This is a genomic window from Azospirillum sp. TSH58, assembly GCF_003119115.1.
Taxonomy (GTDB): Bacteria; Pseudomonadota; Alphaproteobacteria; order Azospirillales; family Azospirillaceae; genus Azospirillum.
Map to the genome: position 1 here is coordinate 497,213 of NZ_CP022366.1, position 20,969 is coordinate 518,181.

A 20,969-nucleotide genomic window follows, 5' to 3' on the forward strand; every position below is an offset into this window, starting at 1 on the left:
CATCGCCGTCAAGGAGCGGGAGTCAGGATGTCATTGTTCGGCAAATATGTCGCGCCGGCCGCGGCGCTGCCCTCTCTGTTGATCGCTGGCCTGTTGATCGCCAGCGCGTCCGCCATGGCCGCCGATGCGTCGGACCTGCAGAAAGCGGACTTGCAGAAGGCCAAGGCCGAGCTGGGCAAGGCGCTGTTCTTCGACAACAACCTGTCCTCCACCCGCAGCCAGTCCTGCGCGACCTGCCACAATCCGGAGTTCGGCTTCGCCGACCCGCGCGGCGCCGCGTCGCTGGGGGCGGACGGCAAGTCGCTGGGCGACCGCAACGCGCCGACCGCCGCCTACGCCCATCTCGCCCCGCGCTTCGGCTTCAAGGCCAGCGGTGTTCCCTTCGGCGGGCAGTTCCACGACGGCCGGGCCGCCACCCTCCAGGAGCAGGCCGGCGGCCCGCCGCTGAACCCCGCGGAGATGGGCATGGCCTCCAAGGCGGAGGTGCAGGGGCGGTTGAAGGAGAACGCGGACTACGCGCGGAGCTTCGTCGCCCTCTATGGCGCGGGGGTGCTGGACGACGCGGAGCGGGCCTACGACGCGATGACCGACAGCATCGCCGCCTTCGAGAGGACCGACGTCTTCTCGCCCTTCGATTCCAAGTACGACCGCTATCTGCGCGGCGACTACAAGATGACCGGCGAGGAGGAGCTGGGGATGACCCTGTTCTTCTCGCAGCAGTTCACCAACTGCAACGTCTGCCACAAGCTGAACGCCATGCCGGCGGCGACGAATGAGGTCTTCACCAACTACGAGTACCACAACATCGGCGTTCCGGTGAACGCGGAGCTGCGGGCGGCCAACGGCGTGGCGGCGACGCACATCGACCGCGGGCTGGCCGAGAATCCGGCGCTGAAGGGCCAGAAGGCCCATGAGGGGAAATTCAAGACGCCGACCCTGCGCAATGTCGCGGTGACCGGCCCCTACATGCACAACGGCGTCTTCAAGGACCTGGAAACCGTCGTCCGCTTCTACAACAAGTACAACAGCCGCAAGCCGGCGGACCAGATCAACCCGGAGACCGGCAAGCCCTGGGGCAATCCGGAAGTCGCCGCCACCGTCTCCATCAAGGAGCTGGAGGAGGGCCCGGCGCTCGACGACCGCCGAATCAAGGCGCTGGTCGCCTTCATGAAGACGCTGACCGACGCCCGTTATGAGCCGCTGCTGAAGTGAGCGTGGGGGGCGGGGCCGCCGCCATGGCCCCGCCATCCGCCGCAAATTCGGCAGCGCACCTCCCGCATCGCGATTGCATCTTGACAATGAGAGTGATTAGCGGCGCATGTTGAGAATGCTTCGCACTTTCATGGCTCTCACGCCACCGATCACCGACGCTTGAGGAGACCTTCATGTTCAAGCACGCCTCCGGCCTTGCCGCCGCGGCTCTCATCGCGCTGGCGCCGCTCGCCGCCGACGCCCAGTCGTCCAAGCCCGCCTACAAGGACGTGGTGAAGACCTACGCCGACATCGCCCAGGCCAGCTACGAGGACTCCGCCAGCACCGCCAAGGCGCTGAAGAAGGCCATCGACGCGCTGGTGGCCAACCCGTCGGAGGCGACCCTGGCCGCCGCCCGCACGGCGTGGCTGAACGCCCGCGTCCCCTACATGCAGACCGAGGCCTTCCGTTTCGGCAACCCGATCGTCGACGCCTGGGAAGGCAAGGTCAACGCCTGGCCGCTCGACGAGGGCCTGATCGACTATGTGGACGACAGCTACGCCGGCGGCGACAGCAATCCCTTCGCCAAGGCCAACGTGATCGCCAACCCGAAGATCAAGGCCGGCGACAAGACCATCGACGCCCGCAAGATCACCAAGGAGCTGCTGGCCGACACGCTGCACGAGGCCGGCAAGGTCGAGGCCAACGTGGCGACCGGCTACCACGCCGTCGAGTTCCTGCTGTGGGGCCAGGACCTGAACGGCACGGGTCCGGGGGCCGGCGCCCGCAAGGCGACCGACTATGCCAAGGGCAAGGATTGCACCAACGGCAACTGCGACCGCCGCGCCCAGTTCCTGACCGTCGCCACCCAGATGCTGGTCGAGGATCTGGAGGAGATGGCCAAGGCCTGGGGCGCCAAGGGCAAGGCCCGCGCCTCCATCGCCAAGGCCAAGGAGTCGGAGGGCGTCGCCCGCATCCTGACCGGCCTCGGCAGCCTCAGCTACGGCGAGCTGGCCGGCGAGCGCATGAAGCTCGGCCTCATGCTGCACGATCCGGAGGAGGAGCATGACTGCTTCTCCGACAACACCCACAACTCGCACTATTACGACCAGGCCGGCATGGTCAACGTCTACAACGGGCGCTACACCCGCGTGGACGGCAAGGTCGTGACCGGCCCGTCGCTGTCGCAGTATGTCGCCGCCACCGCGCCGGAGGCCGACGCCAAGGTGAAGAAGGCGATGGCCGCCACCACCGCCGCCATGAAGGTCATGAAGGACACCGCCGACAGCGGCAAGATGGCCTACGACCAGATGATCGGCACCGACAACGCCGAGGGCAACGCGATCATCGCGACCGCGGTGGACCGTCTGGTCGACCAGAAGAAGGCCCTGGAGGGCGTCGTCGCCGCCCTGGGCGTCTCGGTCGAGCTGGCCGGGTCGGACAGCCTCGACAACCCGTCCGCCGTCGGCAAGTAAGACGTCGGCAAGTAAGACGTCGGCAAATAAGCCGGCGGCAAATAAGCCGGCGGACCACGGGCCGCGGCCCTTCCTTCCCGCGTGGGGCGGCGTTGTCCGCTCCCCGCCGACCGCCCGCGCGGGGGGGGAGGGGCCGCAGCCCGGCCTTTTCGCCATCAAGACCTTTCGCCATCAGGACATGGGGCACGCCGCCCGACCGATGAAAGCCCGTTTCGCCTTCCTGCTCGCCCTGCTGCCGGCCCTGCCGGCGGTGGCGGGCGACCTCGACACCCGGATCGGCGAGAAGCTGTTCCGGCGGATGTGGGTCAGCGCCCCGACGGTGACGCACGCCAACGACGGGCTGGGTCCGCTCTATGACGCCCGCTCCTGCGCCGCCTGCCACCCGGCGGCCCGCCAGGGGCGCCCACCCGATCCCGACACGCCCGAAGACCGCGGCGTCGGCTACGCGCTGAAGCTCAGCGGCGACCCGGTCTACGGGCGGCAGATCCAGACCAACGCGGTGCTCGGCTTCGCCATCGAGGGCAAGCCTTCCCTGAGCTACCGCGAGGAGACGGTGCGTTTTCCCGACGGCGACACGGCGACCCTGCGCCATCCGGTGGTGACCGTCACCGACCTCAATTACGGGCCGCTGGCCGAGGCGACGGCGATCTCCGCCCGCATCGCCCCGTCCGTGCGCGGCATGGGCCTGCTGGAGCGCATTCCCGAAGCCGACATCCTGGCCGGCGCCGATCCGGAGGACCGCGACGGCGACGGCATCGCCGGGCGCCCCAACTGGGTGGCGCCGGAGGGCACGCGGCAGCTCGGCCGCTTCGGCTGGAAGGCCGTCCACCCGACGCTGCACCGCCAGAATTCGGAGGCCTTCAGCCTCGACATCGGCATGTCCACCCCGGCCTATCCCGAGCCCTGGGGCGACTGCACCCCGGCGCAGACCGAGTGCCGGAACGCCCCGCACGGCGATTCCCCGCAGTATGAAGGGCTGGAGATCCCCTCCACGGTGATCGGGCTGATCGACGGCTATCTGCGCACCCTGCCGCCCGACGGCGGGCTGGAGGCGCCGCGCGACAAGGCGGGAAGCGCGCTGTTCGCCGCCACCGGCTGCGCGTCCTGCCACCGCCCCTCCTTCACCACGGCGGAGGACGCGGCGCATCCCGCGCTGTCCCGCCGGACGATCTTCCCCTACAGCGACCTGCTTCTCCACGACCTGGGCGAGGATCTGGCCGACGGCGTGGCGATGGGCGAGGCGCGGGGGCGCGACTGGCGCACGACGCCGCTGTGGGGGCTGAAGCGGCTGGCCGATGCCGACGGCAAACTGGCCCTGCTCCACGACGGGCGGGCGCGCAGCGTGACCGAGGCCATCCTGTGGCACGGCGGCGAGGCGGACAAGGCGCGCGGCGCCTTCATGGCCCTGCCGCGCGGCGACCGGGAAAAGTTGGTGCGTTTCGTTCTGGGGCTCTAAAGTCCACACGCTTTGAATGGCATAGGTGATGAGAATGCAACGCCGCCGCATGATCGGCCTGATGTCGGCCGCCGCCCTGTCGATCCTCCTGCCGGGCCGCCTCGCCCTGGCGGCGCGGGAGCCGGCGGGAGACGCCGCCGTGCTGGGCGGTCTGGTCCGAACCCACGCCCTGCCGCGCTTCGACGCGCTGGCCGGTGCCGCCGGCATCTACGCGGAGCGGCTGGCCCAGTTCGCCGCGGCGCCGACCGCGGACGGGCTGGAGAGCTGCCGCGCCGCCCACCGCGCCGTCTACGACGCCTGGGCCGGCGTCCAGCATCTGCGCGCCGGACCGCTGTCGATGGAACTGCGCGCCGACCGCATCGCCTTCTGGCCGGAGCGGGCCGGGGTGGTGCAGCGCCAGATCCTCGCCATGCTGAAGGCCCGCGACCCGAAGCTGCTGGAGCCGGGCGGGCTGGCCCGCCAGAGCGCCGCGGTGCAGGGGCTGACCGCGCTGGAGCGGCTGCTGTTCGACGAGGGCGTCACCGTCGCCGCGTTCCAGGGCGACGAGGCCGGGCGCTTCCGCGGCGCGCTGGCCGCCGCGGTGGCGCAGAACGTCCTCGCCATCACCCGCGAGGTCCGCGACGGCTGGAAGGCGCTGGAGGCGCCGCTGACCGCCGGGGAGCCGACCGCGCTCGGCCCCGACGCGGGGTCCGCGGTCAACGTCCTCTTCACCGGGGCGCTCACCGCCCTGCAGGTGGTCGCCGACCAGAAGCTGCTGGCGCCGCTCGGCCCCAACGCCGGGGAGGCCAAGCCGGCGGTGGCCGAGGCGCTGCGCAGCGGCCAGTCGGCGCGCAACGTCCGCATCAACCTGGAGGCGCTGCGCGCCCTGCTGCTGGGCGAGGGCGGCGGCCCCGGCCTGTCCACGCTGCTGCCGGCCGGCGATCCCGGCGCGCAGGCCCGCCGCGCGCTGGAGGACGGCTTCACCGCCGCGGTCCGTTCCGCCGAGGCGATCCCCGCCCCGATCAACGTCGCCGTCGCCGATCCGGCCAAGCGCAAGTCCGTGGAAACCACCCTGCAACGGGCCAAGGACCTGCGCAACCTGCTGACCGGCACCGTCGCGCCGCTGCTGGACATCAGCATCGGCTTCAACGAACTGGATGGAGACTGAGCGATGGACGCGACCCGCCGGGGCACTCTGTTCCTGATTGGCGGCGGCCTGCTTGGGGGCACTCTGCTCGGCGCCCTCCTGGGGCCGGCGCGGGCGGAGACCGCGGGGGGCACGCTGTTCCTCAACGCCTACGCCACCGCCGCCGCCGCCCCGGAGTATGGCGTGGCGGCGCTGGACGGGGCGGGCGGCGTGCGCTTCACCACCCCGACGCCGGGCCGCGCCCATGGTGTCGTCCCGCACCCGACGCGGGCCGAGGCGGTCGCCTTCGCCCGCCGTCCGGGCCGCTGGTTCATGCCGCTGTCCTTGGTCGACGGGCGTCCGGGGCCGGTGATCCGCGCGCCGGAGGACCGCCGCTTCACCGGCCACGGCGCCTTCTCCACCGACGGGCGGCTGCTCTATGTGGCGGAGGACGACGTGCCGCGCGAGGTCGGATCGATCGGCGTCTATGACGCGATGGACGGCTACCGCCGCGTCGGCGCGATGCCGACCCACGGGCTGGGGCCGCACGAGCTTCTGATGATCGCGGACGGCACGGTCCTGGCGGTCGCCAACGGCGGCGTCATCACCCACCCGGACACCGGCCGGGCCAAGCTGAACCTCGACGAGATGGACTCCTCCATCACCTACGTCGAGGTGGCGAGCGGGAGGCTGCTCGATCAGGTGCGCCTGCCGGAGGAGCACGCCAACCTCGGCATCCGCCACATCGCCGCCCTGGCCGACGGCGGCGTCGCCTTCGGCGCGCAGGACGAGCGGCCCGTCGGCATGCTCCAGCCGCTGACCGGCACGCACCGTCCGGGCGGCGGCGCGGTGCGCCTGTTCGAGACGCCGGACGAGGAGCTGTCCCGCTTCGAGGGCTATATCGGCAGCGTCGCCGCCGACAAGGGCAAGGTCGCGGCCAGCTCGCCCAAGGGCGGCATCATCGGGCTGTGGGACGACGCCACCGGCGCGTGGCTGGGGGCGGCGGCCCTGCCCGACGGCTGCGGCATCGCCCCGGACGGCGACGGCTTCCTGGCGAGCAGCGGGCTGGGCAATCTCCGGACGGTCGGCGCGGCGCCGGACCTGTCGGGCGACGGCCTGCGGCTGGCCGACTTCCGCTGGGACAATCACATGACTCGTTTTGCCATATGACGCGCATCGCCACCTGACGCGCGCCGCCGTATGACGCGCCGTTCGTAAGGCCCCCTATGAAAAAGCGCCGGGCGGCGGCCAGCACGGTGGCCCGCCGCCCGCCGTGCTGGTAGGCTTGGGGACACTGCCGCCAAGACACTGCCGCCGGACGCCATGATCGTCGATGAATATCTGGGGTTCCGCGCCGGGGACGAGGTTCTCGACCTTGCGGAGCTGACCGCCGGAACCGCCCGCATCAAGGAACTGCACCTCGTGCCCAGCGACTGGGCGAACGGGCCGACCGTCATCGCCGTGATGGTCAACGGCGCCGAGCGGTACGTCATCCAGCTCAAGAAGGTGCAGATCCACGCCGCGAAGGAACCGGAGGTCCGGAACCGCCGCGTCATTCCCCTGCGCCGCGACCCGCACTGACCCGTTTCCCGTCCCGGAGGGCGCCCCGTCGTGATTCGTGACTTCTGCCGGCCCGGACGGTCGGCGCTGGTGGCGACGGAGGCCGCGGTGGCCACCTCGCACCCGCTGGCGAGCGCGGCGGCGCTGGAGATCCTGGCGGCGGGCGGCAACGCCGTGGACGCGGCCATCGCCGCCGTCGCGGTGCAATGCGTGGTCGAGCCGCACATGACCGGCATCGGCGGCGATTGTTTCGCCCTCTACGCCCCGGCGAACGGGCCGGTGGTCGCCCTCAACGGCAGCGGGCGGGCACCCGCCGCCGCCAGCGTGGAGCGTCTGGCCGGGCTGGGCGTCACCGGCGAGATCCCGCGCCATGGCGGCCACGCGGTCACCGTGCCGGGCGCCGTCGCCGCCTGGACCCGGCTGCACGCCGACCACGGGCGGCTGCCGCTCGACCGGGTCTTCCTCCGCGCCATCCGCTACGCCGAGGAGGGCTACGGCGTCTCCCCGCGCGTGGCCCAGGACTGGGCGGCGGCGGCCCCCCTGCTGGCGGCGGACGAGGGCTGCCGCGCCGTCTTCCTGCCCGGCGGCCGCGCGCCGCGCGCCGGAGAGCGCCACACCCAGCCGCTGCTCGGCCAACGGCTGCGGGACATCGCGGCGCACGGGGCGGCGGCCTTCTACAGCGGGGCCACGGCGGAGTCGCTGGTAGGCTTCCTGCGCGCCCGCGGCGGGCTGCACACACTGGACGACTTCGCGGCGGCGCAGGACGGGGCGGAGTACGCGGCGCCCATCGCCACCGACTACCGCGGCTACGAAATCCTGGAATGCCCGCCGAACGGCCAGGGCCTCGCCGCGCTGATGATCCTGAACGCGCTGGGCGGCTTCGACCTGTCGGCCCCGGTCGGCGACGCCGACCGCCACCATCTGCAGGCCGAGGCGACCAAGCTCGCCTATCACCACCGCGACGTCCTGGTCGGGGAGGGTGGGCCGGACGCCGCCGCGGCGCTGCTCTCGGCGGAGGCGACGGCGGCGCTGCGGCGGAGCATCGACCCGGCCCGCGCCCGGCCCCCCGCGCTGTGGACGGAGGCGGAGCACAAGGACACGGTCTGCCTCAGCGTGGTCGACCGCGACGGCAACGCCATCTCCTTCATCAACTCGATCTTCCACAGCTTCGGCAGCGTGCAGCTCGACCCGGCGACCGGCGTGCTCCTGCACAGCCGCGGCACCTCCTTCCGCCTGACCGAGGGGCACCCCAACGCCCTCGCGCCGCGCCGCCGCCCGCTGCACACGATCATCCCCGGCCTGATCCGCAAGGACGGGCGCGCGGTCTGTCCCTTCGGCGTGATGGGCGGCCATTATCAGGCGGCGGGGCACGGCGCCTTCGTGTCGGCGGTGCTCGACCGCGGGCTGGACGTCCAGACCGCCATCGACCAGCCGCGCAGCTTCGCCTTCAACGGCGTGTTGGAGATCGAGCCCACCGTGGCGGAGGACACCGCGGCGGAGCTGGCGCGCCGCGGCCACGCGGTGGTCCGCCGGGACGAGCCGATGGGCGGCGGGCAGGCGATCTGGATCGACCACGCGGCCGGCCTGCTGATCGCCGGCTCGGACCACCGCAAGGACGGCTGCGCCCTGGGATTCTGACGGGGGATTCTGACGGGGGCTTCGGACGGGGGCGGGGGCGCCTTCCCCGTCGGAACCCCCGTTGCGTCAGGCGCCCACCACCGGCTCCACCGCCGCCGCGATGGACAGCAGGCGGCGGTCGGCCCCCGCGGCGCCCACCAGCATCAGGCCGCTGGGCAGCTCGCCGGCCCGCTGCATCGGCAGGCTGATGGCGCAGCGGTCCAGGAAGTTGAACAGGGCGCAGTTGCGCAGCAGCAGCAGGTTCAGCCGGGCGAACTCCGCGTCCTCGGCGAAGGCGTCGATGCGCGGGGCGAGCAGCGGCACGGTCGGCATCAGCAGCGCGTCATAGTCCGCCGTGGTCCGGTCGGTGCGGGCGATCAGGTCGGCGCGGCGCTGCGTCACCTCGATGTAGTCGGCGGCGCTCATGGTCCGGCCACGCTCGATGCGGACGCGGACGCGCGGGTCGTAGAGGTCGCCCTTCTCCGCCATCAGGTCGCGGTGCCAGTGGGCGGCCTCCGCCGCGGGCAACCCGCCCTTGGCGTTGGCGGGGCCGATCTCCGCCAGCTCCGCCATGGGAATCTCGACGATGCGCGCCCCGGCCTCGGACAGCCGGCGGCAGGCGGCGTCGAAGGCGGCGGCCACCGCGTCCTCCATGCCGTCCAGGACCACCGTCTGCGGCACGGCGAAGCGCAGCCCGGCCAGCCCGACCGGCGGCGGCACCCAGTCCGCCTCGCCGGCCAGCACGGCGTCGGCGATGGCGCAGCATTCCACCGTCCGGGCGAGCGGCCCGATGGAATCGAGCGACCAGGACAGCGGCAGGGCGCCGCGCAGCGACACCCGGCGCTGCGTCGGCTTGAAGCCGACGATGCCGCACAGCGCCGCCGGGATGCGGACCGAACCGCCGGTGTCGGTGCCCAGCGCCAGCGGGACATGGCCCGCCGCCACCGACACCCCGGCGCCCGACGACGAGCCGCCGGGGATGCGCGCGGGATCGGCGGGGTTGCCGGGGGTGCCGTAGTGCGGGTTGATGCCGACGCCGGAGAAGGCGAACTCCGTCATGTTGGTCCGCCCCACCACCACCGCCCCGGCGGCGCGCAGCCGGGCCACCGCGTCGGCGTCGCGGGCGGCGGGGGCGGCGCCCTCCAGCGCCCGCGACCCGGCCCGCGTGACGTGCCCCGCCTCGTCGAACAGGTCCTTGACCGAGATCGGCAGGCCGGCCAGCGGGGAAGGGTGCTGCCCGGCCCGGCGCAGCAGGTCCTGGGCGTCCGCCGCCGCGCGGGCCGGATCGGCGTGCACGGCGGTGTAGGTCTTGCGCGCCTCCTCGCCCCCGGCCGCGATGGCGGCGAGGGCGGAGTCGACGAGCTGGCGGCTGGTGGTGGCGCCGGCGCCCAACTGGCGGGACAGGGTGGCGATGGTGGGCGTCGTCATGGCGGGAACCGACCGGAAGTGAAGGAGGGAAGGGGGCGTCAGGCGTCGCCGGCCAGGGCGCGCAGCTCGGCCAGCCGGGCGGGGGCCAGCGGGATGCCGTCGCGCAGGGTGCGGGCGCGGCGGGCGTAGCGGCGCTCGCCGGGCATGCGGCCCTGCCCCGCGTCCTTCACCTCGCCGATGAGGCCGGCGACGCGGTCGGCGAAGGCCCCGGTCCCGCCGCGCTCCGGGTCGATGACGATGAAGAGCTGGCCGGTGCAGGGCGTCTCGGCGCCGGGATGGGCGGACCAGTCGACCTCGCGCGAGTATTTGCCGCCGGTCAGCGCCGCCGCCAGCACCTCGATCATGAAGGCGATGGAGCCGCCCTTGTGGCCGCCGAAGGGCAGCAGGGCGCCGCCGTCGAGAACGGCCTTGGGATCGGTGGTCGGCTTGCCGTCGCGGTCGACGCCGGAGCCGGAGGGGAGGACGTGGCCCTCGCGCGCGGCGATGCGCACGTCGCCGTTGGCCATGGAGCTGGCCGCCTGATCGAACACCATCGGGTCGCCGCCGGCCACCGGAGTGGCGAAGGCCATCGGGTTGGTGCCGTAGACGGCGGCCTTGCCGCCCGGCGGCACGACGCAGGCGAAGCTGTTGACGAAGGAGAGCGCCACCAGCCCCTCCCGCGCGAAGGGCTCGACGTCCGGCCACAGGGCGCTGAAATGGTGGGAGTTGCGGATCGCCATGACGGCGACGCCGTTGTCGCGCACCATCTCCAGGAAGCGGTCGCGGGCGGCCAGGAAGGCGGGCTGGGCGAAGCCGTTGGCGGCATCGACGCGCAGGAAGGCGGGACCGGCCTCCTCCACCGTCGGTTCGGCCCGTCCGTCCACCCAGCCGCTCTTCAGCGAGCCGACATAGCCGGGGATGCGGAACACGCCGTGGCTGGTGGAGCCGTCGCGCTCGCAGGACGCGCAGTTCTCCGCCAGGATCGCCGCGACCCGCTCCGACGTGCCATGGCGCAGGAAGATGCGCTCCAGCAACGCCACCAGATCGGCGAAGGCGACCGGCGTTCCGGATTCCGCGGTCTGGGCGAAGGCCGCGGCGGCGCGGCGGCTGGGGGTCTCGTCACTCATGCTCGTCCCTTCCGGTTCTCGTGTTCTTTGTCTTTGTGCTCGTCCTGCGGGCGCCCCGGACTCTTGCCGGTCCGCCGGGCGCCGGGCGCACCATAGCGCGCGGCGGCGGCGCGGGTGAAAGGGAATGGCATCCGCGTGTCCGCAATCGACCCGATGGGCGTGGGATTGAAGGGCCGACTTCGTTTGTAATCCTGAATGTGCGTTAATATAACCAACTGACTTTATTGGCGAATCGGACGGCGGCGGGGAACCATGACGCCGCCGGGGCCGTTGTCTGGGGGCCTGCCGGTTGGCGGCGTATCCTCCGGTCGCCACGGTGCTCCAACACGGAGGAGCGGCAAATTGCCGCGCTCATCGCCACGCGGGCGTGAAAGCGCACGGAATCAGCCCTGCCATGCTTCCGGTGGGTGTTGACGGGCCGATGTTGCGGTGCACAATAAACAACGAACAGGATGAGGCCGTAAGGTGCTTGTCCTGGATCAACGTCACGGGTCTGCGTTCCTGTCAAACAGACGGAGACAAGCAGACGCCGGTTGCAGCGGTTGAGTGTTTTGTAGAGGGACCACGATGCGCGATCATTCCAGCCGTCACGGCGAATCCGGTTTCGACTCCGGTGTCCTCTGGGGAACCTCCATCGCTGGCATCGCGCTGTCCGGTCTCATGGCGTTCACCTGGAATCCCGCGGACGCCTCGTCGTCCGGGCCGGCCTCGGCCATCATTGACCGCGGCGCCCACCAGCTCGACCATGCCGCCTGCACGGAGGCGCTGTCCACCCTGCTGGCCCGCTTCCGCGACAACCCGGAGGTCCTGTGGGTCTGGGTGGAGCAGAGTGTTCCGTCGGGCCACGGGCTGGTCGTGCGCACCAAGGCGACCTCCGTGTCGCCCGACGCCCCGCGGCCCTACGCCTTCCGTCCCAACGCCGCCGTCAATCCGGAGCAGGCCTGCGGCTTCTCCAGCAATTCGGTCCATGCGCTGTCGATGGGTGGCATCGCCCAGCCCTACGAGGTGACCGCCCCCGATCCCTGGAGCGTGGCCGGCGGCCCGTAAGGCGATCGCCGCACAGGGTTTCAGACCCGGACAAGGTTTCAGGCCCGGGCGGCCCGCCGGATCTTCTTCTGCACATACATGGCGGCGTCGGCGGCGCGCAGCGCGTCGTCGGGCGTCGCGGCTCCGGGATCGGCGCTGACCACCCCGACGCTCGCCCCCGGATAGTCGAAGGCGCAGCCGCCCAGCCGGTAGGCGCCCCGGATCAGCGGCTCCACCCGGTCGCGCAGCGCGTCGGCGGCGTCATCCCCCTCGGCGCCGGGCGTGGCGCCCATGCCGACGATGATGAACTCGTCGCCGCCCAGCCGGCCCAGCGTGTCCCCCGCCCGCAGCCCGGCGCCGATCCGCCGCCCCACCTCGGTCAGGAATTCGTCGCCGGCCTCGTGCCCGTGGGTGTCGTTGATGGCCTTGAAGCCGTCCAGGTCGATGAAGCCGATCAGCACGCTCTGTCCGGCCCGTTCGGCCATGGCGAACAGCCGGTGCAGTTCCGCGACCACGGCGCGCCGGTTCGGCAGGCCGGTCAGAGCGTCGGTGTAGGAGTAGGATTCCAGCGCCGCGTTCAGGTCCCGGAACTGGTTGAGGAGCTGTTCGCGCTGGACATGAAGGGCGATCAGCGAGGCGAACAGGCGCAGCACCTGCTCGCCCTTCGGCGTCAGGGGCTTGCGGTCCGAACTGGCGGCGCAGAGCGTGCCGAACAGGCTGCCGTCGTCGAGATGGACGGGCGTGCTGACATAGGTGCGGATGCCCAGCGCCGCCGCCGCCTCGGAATCGCCCCAGCAGCTGGGCACGTCGTCGGTGTAGAGCTTCCCCTCGTCGAGCGCCCGCTTGCACAGCGTGCCCTCCCACGGGACGGCCAGCCCTTCGGGAATGTTCAGGGTCTTGGTGTTGCAGGAGAAGAGAATGCGCTGGATGCCGTGCTCCAGCTCGATCCGGGTGAGGTAGGTGGCCTCCAGTTCCGTCACCAGTTCCAGAAGCGACAGCAGGGGCCGGGTCAGCTCCTCCACCGTCTTCGCCGACGAAAGGGTGTCTGTAAGTTGTGCAAACAGTTCGTCGGCCATGCGTTCATTCACTCTAAAAGCAAGGGCTCAATCCCGCATCGCGTGCGGAAACGCAGCTTCATGTCCAATAACGGGAATTTTTATTAAACATCATACTAACGAATGGCCTATGGCAAGGCAACGAATGAATGATTTTACGCCTATGACGATGCCGCCGGCCTCGGTGGGAGTCCGCTGCCGAAAAATTCCGCATGGTGGCGTTTGACCGGGCAGGCCGCCGCGGAGTAACCCTTGCCGCGCAACCACCGATACGGGAACCGCAGTTCATGACAGCCCCGCGCGACCGGGTGCTGGACGTCCACGACCGTCCGCCCCCGGCCACCTTCCTCCTGCTCAGCCTCCAGCACCTCTTCGCCATGTTCGGCGCCAACGTGCTGGTGCCGATCCTCACCGGCCTCGACCCGTCGGTGGCGCTCGTCACCAGCGGCCTTGGCACCCTGATCTATCTGGCCTTCACCAAATGGCGGCTGCCCGCCTATCTGGGCTCCTCCTTCGCCTTCATCGGCCCGATCGTCGCCGCCACCCAGATCGGCGGCACCGGCGGCGCGCTGGTCGGGGCCTGCGCGGCGGGGGCGGTCTATGTGGCGGTCGCCCTGCTGATCCGCGCCTTCGGCGTGCGCTGGCTGCTGGCCATCCTGCCGCCCATCGTCGTCGGGCCGGTGATCGTGGTGATCGGCCTCGGCCTCGCCTCGGTCGCCGTGGGCATGGCGCAGAACACCGCGGGCGGCGGCGAGTACAGCCTGCCGCATTTCCTGCTGGCGCTGGCGACGCTGGGCAGCATCTTCCTCTACTCCATCGTGCTGCGCGGCTTCTTCACGGTGGTGCCGATCCTGCTGGGCATCCTGACCGGCTATGCGCTGGGCGTGGTCTTCGGCATGGTGGACTTCGGACCGGTCGCCGCCGCGCCCTTCCTGCGGATGCCCGACTTCCACCTGCTGTTCTCCGGCATGAAGGAGGGCGTCTCGGCCTGGGCGATGATCCTGCTGGTGGCGCCGGTGGCGCTGGTCACCATCGCCGAGCACATCGGCGGGCAGATCGTGCTGAGCCGAGTCGTTGGCCGCAACTTCATCGCCGATCCGGGCCTGCACCGCTCGGTGTTCGGCGACGGCGTGGCGACCATGGTGGCGGGCGCGCTGGGCGGTCCCCCGGCGACGACCTATGGCGAGAACATCGGCGTGCTGGCCGTGACCCGCGTGTTCAGCGTGTGGGTGATCGGCGGGGCGGCGACGCTCGCCATCATCCTCGGCTTCGTGGGCAAGCTGTCGGCCTTCCTGTCGAGCATCCCCACGGCGGTGATGGGCGGCGTGTCCATCGCCCTGTTCGGCGTCATCGCCTCCTCGGGCATCCGCACGCTGATCGAGGGCAAGGTGGATCTGGGCGACAAGCGCAACCTGCTGATCTCCTCGACCATCCTGGTGATCGGCATCGGCGGGGCGTCGCTGAAGTTCGGCGACGGCGGCTTCGTCGTCTCCTCGATGGCGCTGTCGGCGCTGATGGGCGTGGTCCTGAACGCGGTCCTGCCGGGCCGCGGCACCGGCGGCGACGCCGAGGCCATCCTGTCCTCCGACCACATCTGAGGACCGCTTCGCGGCCGGCCAAGGCGGAGCCCCTCGAGGGGCTCCGCCTTTTTTGTTCCCCGACCTCTTTACTCCCCGGCCTCCTTACTCCCCGACTTCGCCCATCAGGATCGCGTCGATCCGCCCGACCAGATCGTCGATCCGGTAGGGCTTCGCCAGCACCGGGATGCCGGTGGCGCGGGCGATGTCCTCGCTGTAGCCGGTCGCCAGGATGACCGGCAGGCCGGGCCGCCGCGCGCGGGCCTCGCGGGCCAGATCGATGCCGCTCATCCCGCCGGGCATCACCACGTCGCTCAGCAGCACGTCGACCCCGTCGTCCGACAAATGGGGCAGCGCCTCCTCGGCGTTGGCGGCGGACAGCACGGCGAACCCGGCGTCCTCCAGCGCCGTGCTGACGGTCATGGCGACGATGGGGTCGTCCTCCACCACCAGCACCCTGCCGTGGCGCCGCGCGCCGCCCGGCGGCGGCGCGCAGGCCGCGGGAGGGGCGGGCTCCTCCGCCGGAGCCACGCCGGAACGGCGGAGCAGAAGATGCACCGTCGTGCCCTGGTCCGGCGCGCTGTCGATCCAGGCGGTGCCGCCGGCCTGCCGGGCGAGGCCGTAGACCTGGGCCAGCCCCAGCCCGGTCCCCTTGCCGAGGTCCTTGGTCGTGAAGAAGGGCTCGAAGGCGCGGGCGGCCACCGCGGCGGGCATGCCGCAGCCGGTGTCCGACACCGACAGGCGCAGGAACTCGCCCTCCACACCCCGCGGATCGCCCGGAGGAAACAGCGTGTTGACCGCCTCGACCGTCAGCCGCCCGCCGGCCGGCATGGCGTCGCGCGCGTTGACGGCGAGGTTGATGACCGCCAGCTCGAACTGGGTCGGGTCCACCTCGACGGGCCAGAGATCGTCGCCGAGGCGCAGGTCCAGCGCGATGTCGGCGCGCAGCGCCCGTTCCAGCAGCGCCGACATGGCGACCACCCGGTCGCGCACGCCGATGGATTCGGGGCGCAGGCTGTCGCGCCGGGCGAAGGCCATGAGCTGCTGCACCAGCTTCGCCCCGCGCCCCACCGCCTGCTGCCCGGCGTCGAGCAGGGCGTGGACCTGCGGCTCCTCCGTGCGGCGCCCGATCATCGAGAGGCAGCCTTCCAGCGCCTGGAGCAGGTTGTTGAAGTCGTGCGCCACGCCGCCGGTCAACTGGCCGACCGCCTCCATCTTCTGGGCCTGGCGAAGCTGCTCCTCGGTCTGCCGCAGGGCGGCGTCCGCCTCCTTCTGGGCGGTGATGTCGCGGCCAACGGCGTGGATGAAGCGGTCGTCCGGCACGGCGACCCAGGACAGCCAGAGATAGCGCCCGTCCTTGTGGCGGTAGCGGTTCTCGAAGCGCGGCGTGGTGTGCCCCGCGCCCAGCCGCGCCGCCTCGGCCCGCGTGCGCTCCAGATCGTCCGGGTGCACGAAGTCGAAGAAGCTGTGCGCCGCCAGCTCCTCCTCCGACCAGCCCAGCAGACTGGTCCAGGCCGGATTGACGGCGCTGATGGAGCCGTCGAAGCGCGCCACCAGCATGACGTCGGTGGACAGGCGCCAGATGCGGTCGCGGTCGGCGGTGCGTTCGGCGACGCGCTGCTCCAGCGTGGCGTTCAGGTCGCGCAGCGCGTCCTCGGCCCGCTTGGCCTCGGTGACGTCGCTGCCTTCGCAGAATATCCCGGTCACCCGCCCGTCGGCGTCCTTGATCGGCTGGTAGATGAAGGTGATGAAGCGTTCCTGCACCGGCGCGCCGGGCTGGCGGACGACCCGCACCGGCAGGGCGTGCCCGACGAAGGGCTCCCCGCTGTCGTAGACGCGGCCCAGCAGCTCGAAGAAGCCCTGGCCGGCGACCTCCGGCATGGCCTCGTGCACCATCTTGCCGATCAGGGCGCGGTCGCCGACCAGCTGGCGGTAGGAGTCGTTGGCCAGTTCGAACACATGGTCCGGGCCGCGCAGCACGCACATGAAGTTGGGCGACTGCCGAAAGAGATTGCGCATCTGCTCCCCCTCCGCGGCCAGCCGGGCGTTGGCGCGGTGCAGCGATTCCTCAGCCCGGGCACGCTCCAGGGCGGACCATGTGCGCTCCGCCACCTCCTCCACCAGCCGGACCTCGTCCGGATGCCAGCGCCGGGGCTTCCCGTCGTGGACGTAGAGGGCGGCGACCATCCGCCCGTTCTTCACCAGGCTGGCCGTGACGGCGGAGGCGATGTTCATCGCCGCGAAGGCGGCCTGCCGGTCCGGCGTGGCGAAGCGCGGGTCCGCCGCGGTGTCATGGATGGTGAGCGTCCCGCCGCTGCGCAGCGTGTCCAGAAGCTCCGGCCCGAAGCTCAGCAGGTCATGGGTGCCGGCCTGATGTTCGACGCTGCCGTCGGTCCAGTTCCGCTCCGTCGTGAAGAAGCGCGCGGTCTCGTCCATCACGCCGTAACCGACGCGGCTGGCGCCCAGATGACGGCCCAGGGCCTCTTCCGCCGCCGCGGCCACCGCGAAGGGATCGGAGAGCTGGCGCAGCCTGGCCTCCAGCTTCAGGTGGAAGTCGGCGCGCCGGGCGGCGAGCACCTGCGAGGTCGTCTCGATGGCGGCGCAGAACATGCCCGGAATGCGCCCGTCCTCGCCCCGCACCGGGGTGTAGGAGAAGGTGAACCAGGCGTCCTCGCGGAACCCCCGGCGCTCCATCGGGATCAGAAGATCCTCGTACCAGGAGGCCTCGCCGGCCAGCGTGCGGTCGACCAGCGGCTTGATCTGGGGCCAGATGTCCCACCACACCTCGGCGAAGGGGCGGCCCAGCGCCTCCGGGTGCTTGGCCCCGAAGATCGGCGTGTAGCCGTCGTTGTAGAGGAAGGACAGCTCCGGCCCCCAGGCCACGAACATCGCCTGCCGGGAGGAGAGGACGACGCCGACGATGGTGCGCAGGCTCTGCGGCCAGCTTTCCGGCGGGCCGAGCGCCGTCGACGCCCAGTCGTGGGAACGCATCCGCTCCCCCATCTCGCCACCGCCGGACAGGAAATCCAGGTCGCCCCCGATCGTCCGGCCGCCAATCACCGGGCCGCCAATCACCGGCAGTTCCGTCATGGGCCGGCTCCGTGGCTTTTGCACGGAAAAAGGGTTTGAATTTCAACGGTGCTATCGTCGGTCGTGGCTTTCATCGAGCTTTCGGGCCGAAGCGAAGTTGCGTCTGGTGTCTTAACACACGACGCCCGGAAAGATAGCCCGCCGAAGGGCTGTTTCCCTTAAACGTTCCGGCCGATGCGACCTCCGCGCCACGGTGCGGAGGCCGCCGGACGTGCTCCGGTTATTCCGCCGCGAAGCCCTGCGCCTGGAGTTGCCACAAGGAGTTGAAGAGGCCGCCGCGTCGCCGCAACTCGGTGGGATGGCCGTCCTCGGCGATGCGGCCATCCATCAGAACCAGCACGCGGTCGAAGGCCGACACGGTGGACAGGCGGTGGGCCACCGCGACCACCGTCCGTCCCTGGGCCAGATCGGCCAGCGCCGTCTGGATCTCCTGCTCCGACTGGGTGTCGAGGGCGGAGGTCGCCTCGTCGAGGATCAGGATCGGGGCGTTCTTCAGGAAGGCGCGGGCGATGCCCAGCCGCTGCCGCTGCCCGCCCGACAGCCGCACGCCGCGTTCGCCGACCAGCGTGCCGTAGCCCTCCGGCAACTGGCGGATGAAACCGTCGCAGAAGGCGTGGCGGGCCGCCTCGAACACCTCCTCGTCGCTGGCGTCGGGGCGGCCGTAGCGGATGTTCTCCAGGATCGGGCGGTGGAACAGCGCGATGTCCTGGGGCACCACGGCGATCTTGGCGCGCAGGTCGTCCTGGGCGAGCGCGGTCAGCGGCTGGCCGTCGATGAGGATGTCGCCGCGCTGCACGTCGTCCAGCCGCTGGATCAGGCTGATGATGGTGGACTTGCCGGCCCCTGACGGCCCGACCAGACCGACCTTCTGCCCGGCCGGGATGGTCAGGCTGAAATCCTCCAGGACCCGGCGCCCTTCGGGATAGCGGTAGGACACCCGCTCGAACGCGATGGCGCCGCCGCCGGGCGTGGCGGGCTGGGCCGGCACGGGGTCGAGCACGTCGTGGGGGCGGGCGATCACCCGCAGACTCTCGTCGATGGCGCTGACCTGCTGGGTGGCGGTGACCAGCGCGAAGGCGAGGTCGCGGGAGCCGTGCAGGATGCGGAAGGTGAGCGCGCTGACGATCACCACGTCGCCGGTGGTGATCGTGCCGTCCCGCCACAGCAGCAGCGCCCACAGCAGCATCGACCCGGCCATCACCCACAGGCAGATGTCATGGACGACGCGGGTCTTCTCCAGATGCATCCAGCTCCGGCGGTGCGCCCCGGCCTCGACCGTGAAGGCCTGCCGCAGGCGCTCGCGCTCCCGCCCGCGGGCGGAAAAGGCCTTCACCGTCCAGACGTTGGACACCACGTCGACCAGCTCGCCGTTGGTGCGGGCGGACTGTTCGGCGAAGGCGTGGTGCACGGTCCGCCCGCGCAGCCCCAGCCCGACGATGGCGACGGCGACCACCAGGGCGAACATCACGAGCGCCGCCGCCATGCCCCAATGGATGGTCAGCAGCACCAGGACCGCCCCCAGGAAGTCGGTGACCGGCGGGACGATGCTCCAGGTCAGGGTGCGGAAGATCGTGGTGGCCGCGTTCTCGGTGGCGGCGATGCGGTTGCCGAGCGAGCCGGCCAGATGCTCCGAGAAGTAGCGCATCGAATGGCCGGTCAGGTGCCGGAACAGGTCCAGCCGCATGTCCACGCCGGTCGCCAGCACCGTCCGGCAGCCGAGCCAGCCGCCCAGCCGCCACAGCACGTTCTCCGCCGCGATGAAGCCGAGGAACAGGCCGAGCGGCGTCCAGACGTCCGCCGCCGCCCGGTCGGGGGAGGCCATGGCGTCGATCAGCAGCTTCATCCCGTACTGCACGGCGACGGCGCAGCCCGCCGCCGCCACGATCACCGAGAACAGCCCGCCGAAGGACCAGGGCCGCCGCCGGATGTAGCGCATCAGGAAGCGGCCGGGGCGGTCCGGGATGGTGTCCGTGCTGGAACCGCTCATTGAGCCGCCTGGAATTGCGGCTCGCCGAGCAGCGCGCCGATGCGGGCCTGCGCGCGCTCCAGCGCGGCGGCCAGCGGTTGATGGAGGCAACGCCCGCCGTCCTCGTCGCACAGGCCGTAGAGGCCGGTCTCGCAATGGCGGTCGTTGGCCCAGCCCGGATAGTCGAGGATCGGGTAGAGGCAGACGCCCTCCACCGGCACATCGGCGCGCAGGGCGGTCCCCACCTGCTCCGTCACATAGTCGAGCCAGGGCACGCGGGCGTCGCCCTCGGCCCCCGTCTCGGCCACCAGGACCGGGCGGCCGTAGCGCCGGTGCACCTCCGCCAGGATGTCGGCGAAGGGGCGGTAGCGCGGGTCGTCCCGTCCGATGGTGCCGCCCTTCAGGAACCACTGGTTGTCGGAGTAGTAGTTGACCCCGATCACGTCCAGATACTCCGGCTTGCCGCCCAGCCCCGGCCAGGCGTGGCCGCCGATCATGTCCCACGCCTCGTACTGGGCCAGCCGGGCCTCCTCCGCGGCGGCGGCGTCGCCCTTGCGGTCGGGGCGGGGCAGCACGTTGATCACCGGATCGACCTGGACGATGCGGGCGCCCGGGTCGGCGGCGCGGATCGCGTCGATGGCCGCGATGCTGGCGCGGACGAGCTGGTGCTTGAGTTCGGCCCCGCGGCGCTCGGCCATCGGGTTGAAGCGCTTCATGTCGCCGCCGGCCCAGGCCCAGTAGGAGATCTCGTTGACCGGGCAGTAGGCGGGCGCCGCCACGCCCTCGTCGCGGAGCAGGGCTGCTGTGGCTCCGGCGAAACGGGCGAAGCGCTCCACGAAGGCGGGGCGCCAGATGTCGATGTCGTCCGGCCAGCCGTAATGGCAGAGGTCCCAGATCACCTGGACCCCGGATTCGCGCGCCGCGCGGACCATGGGCAGCAGGCTGGACCAGTCGTACCGGCCCGGCGTGGTCTCGATCAGGTGCCAGCGCACGCCGTCGCGCACGGTGCGCAGGCCGTGGGCGGCCATGCGCCGATAGTCCTCGGGGGCCAGCCGGTCGTGGCCGGTCGCCGCGATCAGGTCCAACCGGCGCCCGTCATGCCGCCGGTGCGTCGAGCATTCGAAGCCGCCGAGGAAGACGCTGTCGAACAGGGTGGGGGTGTGCATGGGGGTGCTCTGTGTAGAGGGCGGGGAGTTGGGGAGGCATTGCCCCCTCCCTAACCCTCCCCCGCTGGGCGGGGGAGGGGATTAAGCTCCCTCCCCTGCGCAGCGGGGGAGGGAAGGGGCCCATGCGGAGCATGGGAAGGGTGGGGGCAAG

General features: G+C 71.5%; 15 protein-coding genes. 9 read left to right on the plus strand and 6 right to left on the minus strand.

All coding sequences use genetic code 11. From position 1 onward, the window contains the following. The first annotated feature begins 27 nt into the window (after positions 1-27). From TSH58p_RS20890 to TSH58p_RS20920, 7 genes are all read left to right on the plus strand, one after another. Positions 28-1,212 (plus strand): cytochrome-c peroxidase, encoded by a 1,185-nt coding sequence (locus tag TSH58p_RS20890; RefSeq protein ID WP_109071579.1) that lies wholly within the window; start codon positions 28-30, stop codon positions 1,210-1,212. A gap of 173 nt (positions 1,213-1,385) precedes the next feature. Further along, entirely contained in the window at positions 1,386-2,666 is a 1,281-nt protein-coding gene (locus TSH58p_RS20895; RefSeq protein ID WP_109071580.1) for an imelysin family protein, read from the plus strand. A gap of 199 nt (positions 2,667-2,865) precedes the next feature. Next, positions 2,866-4,122, plus strand: coding sequence for a di-heme oxidoredictase family protein (locus TSH58p_RS20900; RefSeq protein ID WP_109071581.1), 1,257 nt, complete (start codon positions 2,866-2,868; stop codon positions 4,120-4,122). 34 nt (positions 4,123-4,156) lie between these two features. Then, positions 4,157-5,269 carry an imelysin family protein gene (locus TSH58p_RS20905; protein ID WP_247874203.1) on the plus strand — a complete coding sequence of 371 codons (1,113 nt, stop codon included), beginning with the start codon at positions 4,157-4,159 and terminating at the stop codon, positions 5,267-5,269. A gap of 3 nt (positions 5,270-5,272) precedes the next feature. Further along, positions 5,273-6,397, plus strand: coding sequence for a DUF1513 domain-containing protein (locus TSH58p_RS20910; protein ID WP_109071583.1), 1,125 nt, complete (start codon positions 5,273-5,275; stop codon positions 6,395-6,397). Between the two features lie 153 nt (positions 6,398-6,550). After that, complete coding sequence (locus TSH58p_RS20915; protein ID WP_035682832.1) at positions 6,551-6,808, plus strand: hypothetical protein; 258 nt, start codon at positions 6,551-6,553, stop codon at positions 6,806-6,808. 33 nt (positions 6,809-6,841) lie between these two features. After that, entirely contained in the window at positions 6,842-8,425 is a 1,584-nt protein-coding gene (locus TSH58p_RS20920; RefSeq protein ID WP_162600075.1) for a gamma-glutamyltransferase family protein, read from the plus strand. A gap of 66 nt (positions 8,426-8,491) precedes the next feature. Here TSH58p_RS20920 and TSH58p_RS20925 read toward each other — a convergent pair whose 3' ends face one another. Beyond that, positions 8,492-9,832 (minus strand): amidase, encoded by a 1,341-nt coding sequence (locus TSH58p_RS20925; protein ID WP_109071585.1) that lies wholly within the window; start codon positions 9,830-9,832, stop codon positions 8,492-8,494. Positions 9,833-9,870: 38 nt separating this feature from the next. After that, the gene (locus TSH58p_RS20930; protein WP_109071586.1) at positions 9,871-10,938 is read right to left on the minus strand and encodes an Ldh family oxidoreductase; all 1,068 of its coding nucleotides are present in this window, start codon (positions 10,936-10,938) and stop codon (positions 9,871-9,873) included. A 567-nt stretch (positions 10,939-11,505) separates the two neighbouring features. On the opposite strand from TSH58p_RS20930, the gene TSH58p_RS20935 reads away from it, so the two are divergent. After that, complete coding sequence (locus TSH58p_RS20935) at positions 11,506-11,985, plus strand: hypothetical protein (protein ID WP_109071587.1); 480 nt, start codon at positions 11,506-11,508, stop codon at positions 11,983-11,985. A gap of 38 nt (positions 11,986-12,023) precedes the next feature. On the opposite strand, the gene TSH58p_RS20940 is transcribed toward TSH58p_RS20935, so the two are convergent. Beyond that, complete coding sequence (locus tag TSH58p_RS20940; RefSeq protein WP_109071588.1) at positions 12,024-13,040, minus strand: sensor domain-containing diguanylate cyclase; 1,017 nt, start codon at positions 13,038-13,040, stop codon at positions 12,024-12,026. A gap of 266 nt (positions 13,041-13,306) precedes the next feature. Between TSH58p_RS20940 and TSH58p_RS20945 the strand changes: the two genes are divergently transcribed. Then, positions 13,307-14,617: a solute carrier family 23 protein gene (locus TSH58p_RS20945; RefSeq protein WP_109071589.1), complete on the plus strand. Its 1,311-nt coding sequence runs from the start codon at positions 13,307-13,309 to the stop codon at positions 14,615-14,617. 84 nt (positions 14,618-14,701) lie between these two features. Here the strand turns inward: TSH58p_RS20945 and TSH58p_RS20950 are convergent, their stop codons facing one another. The 3 genes from TSH58p_RS20950 to TSH58p_RS20960 all read right to left on the minus strand — a co-directional run bounded on the left by TSH58p_RS20950 (position 14,702) and on the right by TSH58p_RS20960 (position 20,818). Then, positions 14,702-17,686, minus strand: a complete 2,985-nt coding sequence (locus tag TSH58p_RS20950; RefSeq protein ID WP_109071590.1) for a PAS domain-containing protein — start codon at positions 17,684-17,686, stop codon at positions 14,702-14,704. Positions 17,687-17,906: 220 nt separating this feature from the next. Then, the gene (locus tag TSH58p_RS20955) at positions 17,907-19,673 is read right to left on the minus strand and encodes an ABC transporter ATP-binding protein (protein ID WP_109071591.1); all 1,767 of its coding nucleotides are present in this window, start codon (positions 19,671-19,673) and stop codon (positions 17,907-17,909) included. Beyond that, on the minus strand, positions 19,670-20,818 hold the full coding sequence (locus TSH58p_RS20960; RefSeq protein ID WP_109071592.1) for a beta-glucosidase: 1,149 nt from the start codon (positions 20,816-20,818) through the stop codon (positions 19,670-19,672). The genes TSH58p_RS20955 and TSH58p_RS20960 overlap by 4 nt, the downstream gene beginning before the upstream one ends. Positions 20,819-20,969 lie beyond the last annotated feature (151 nt).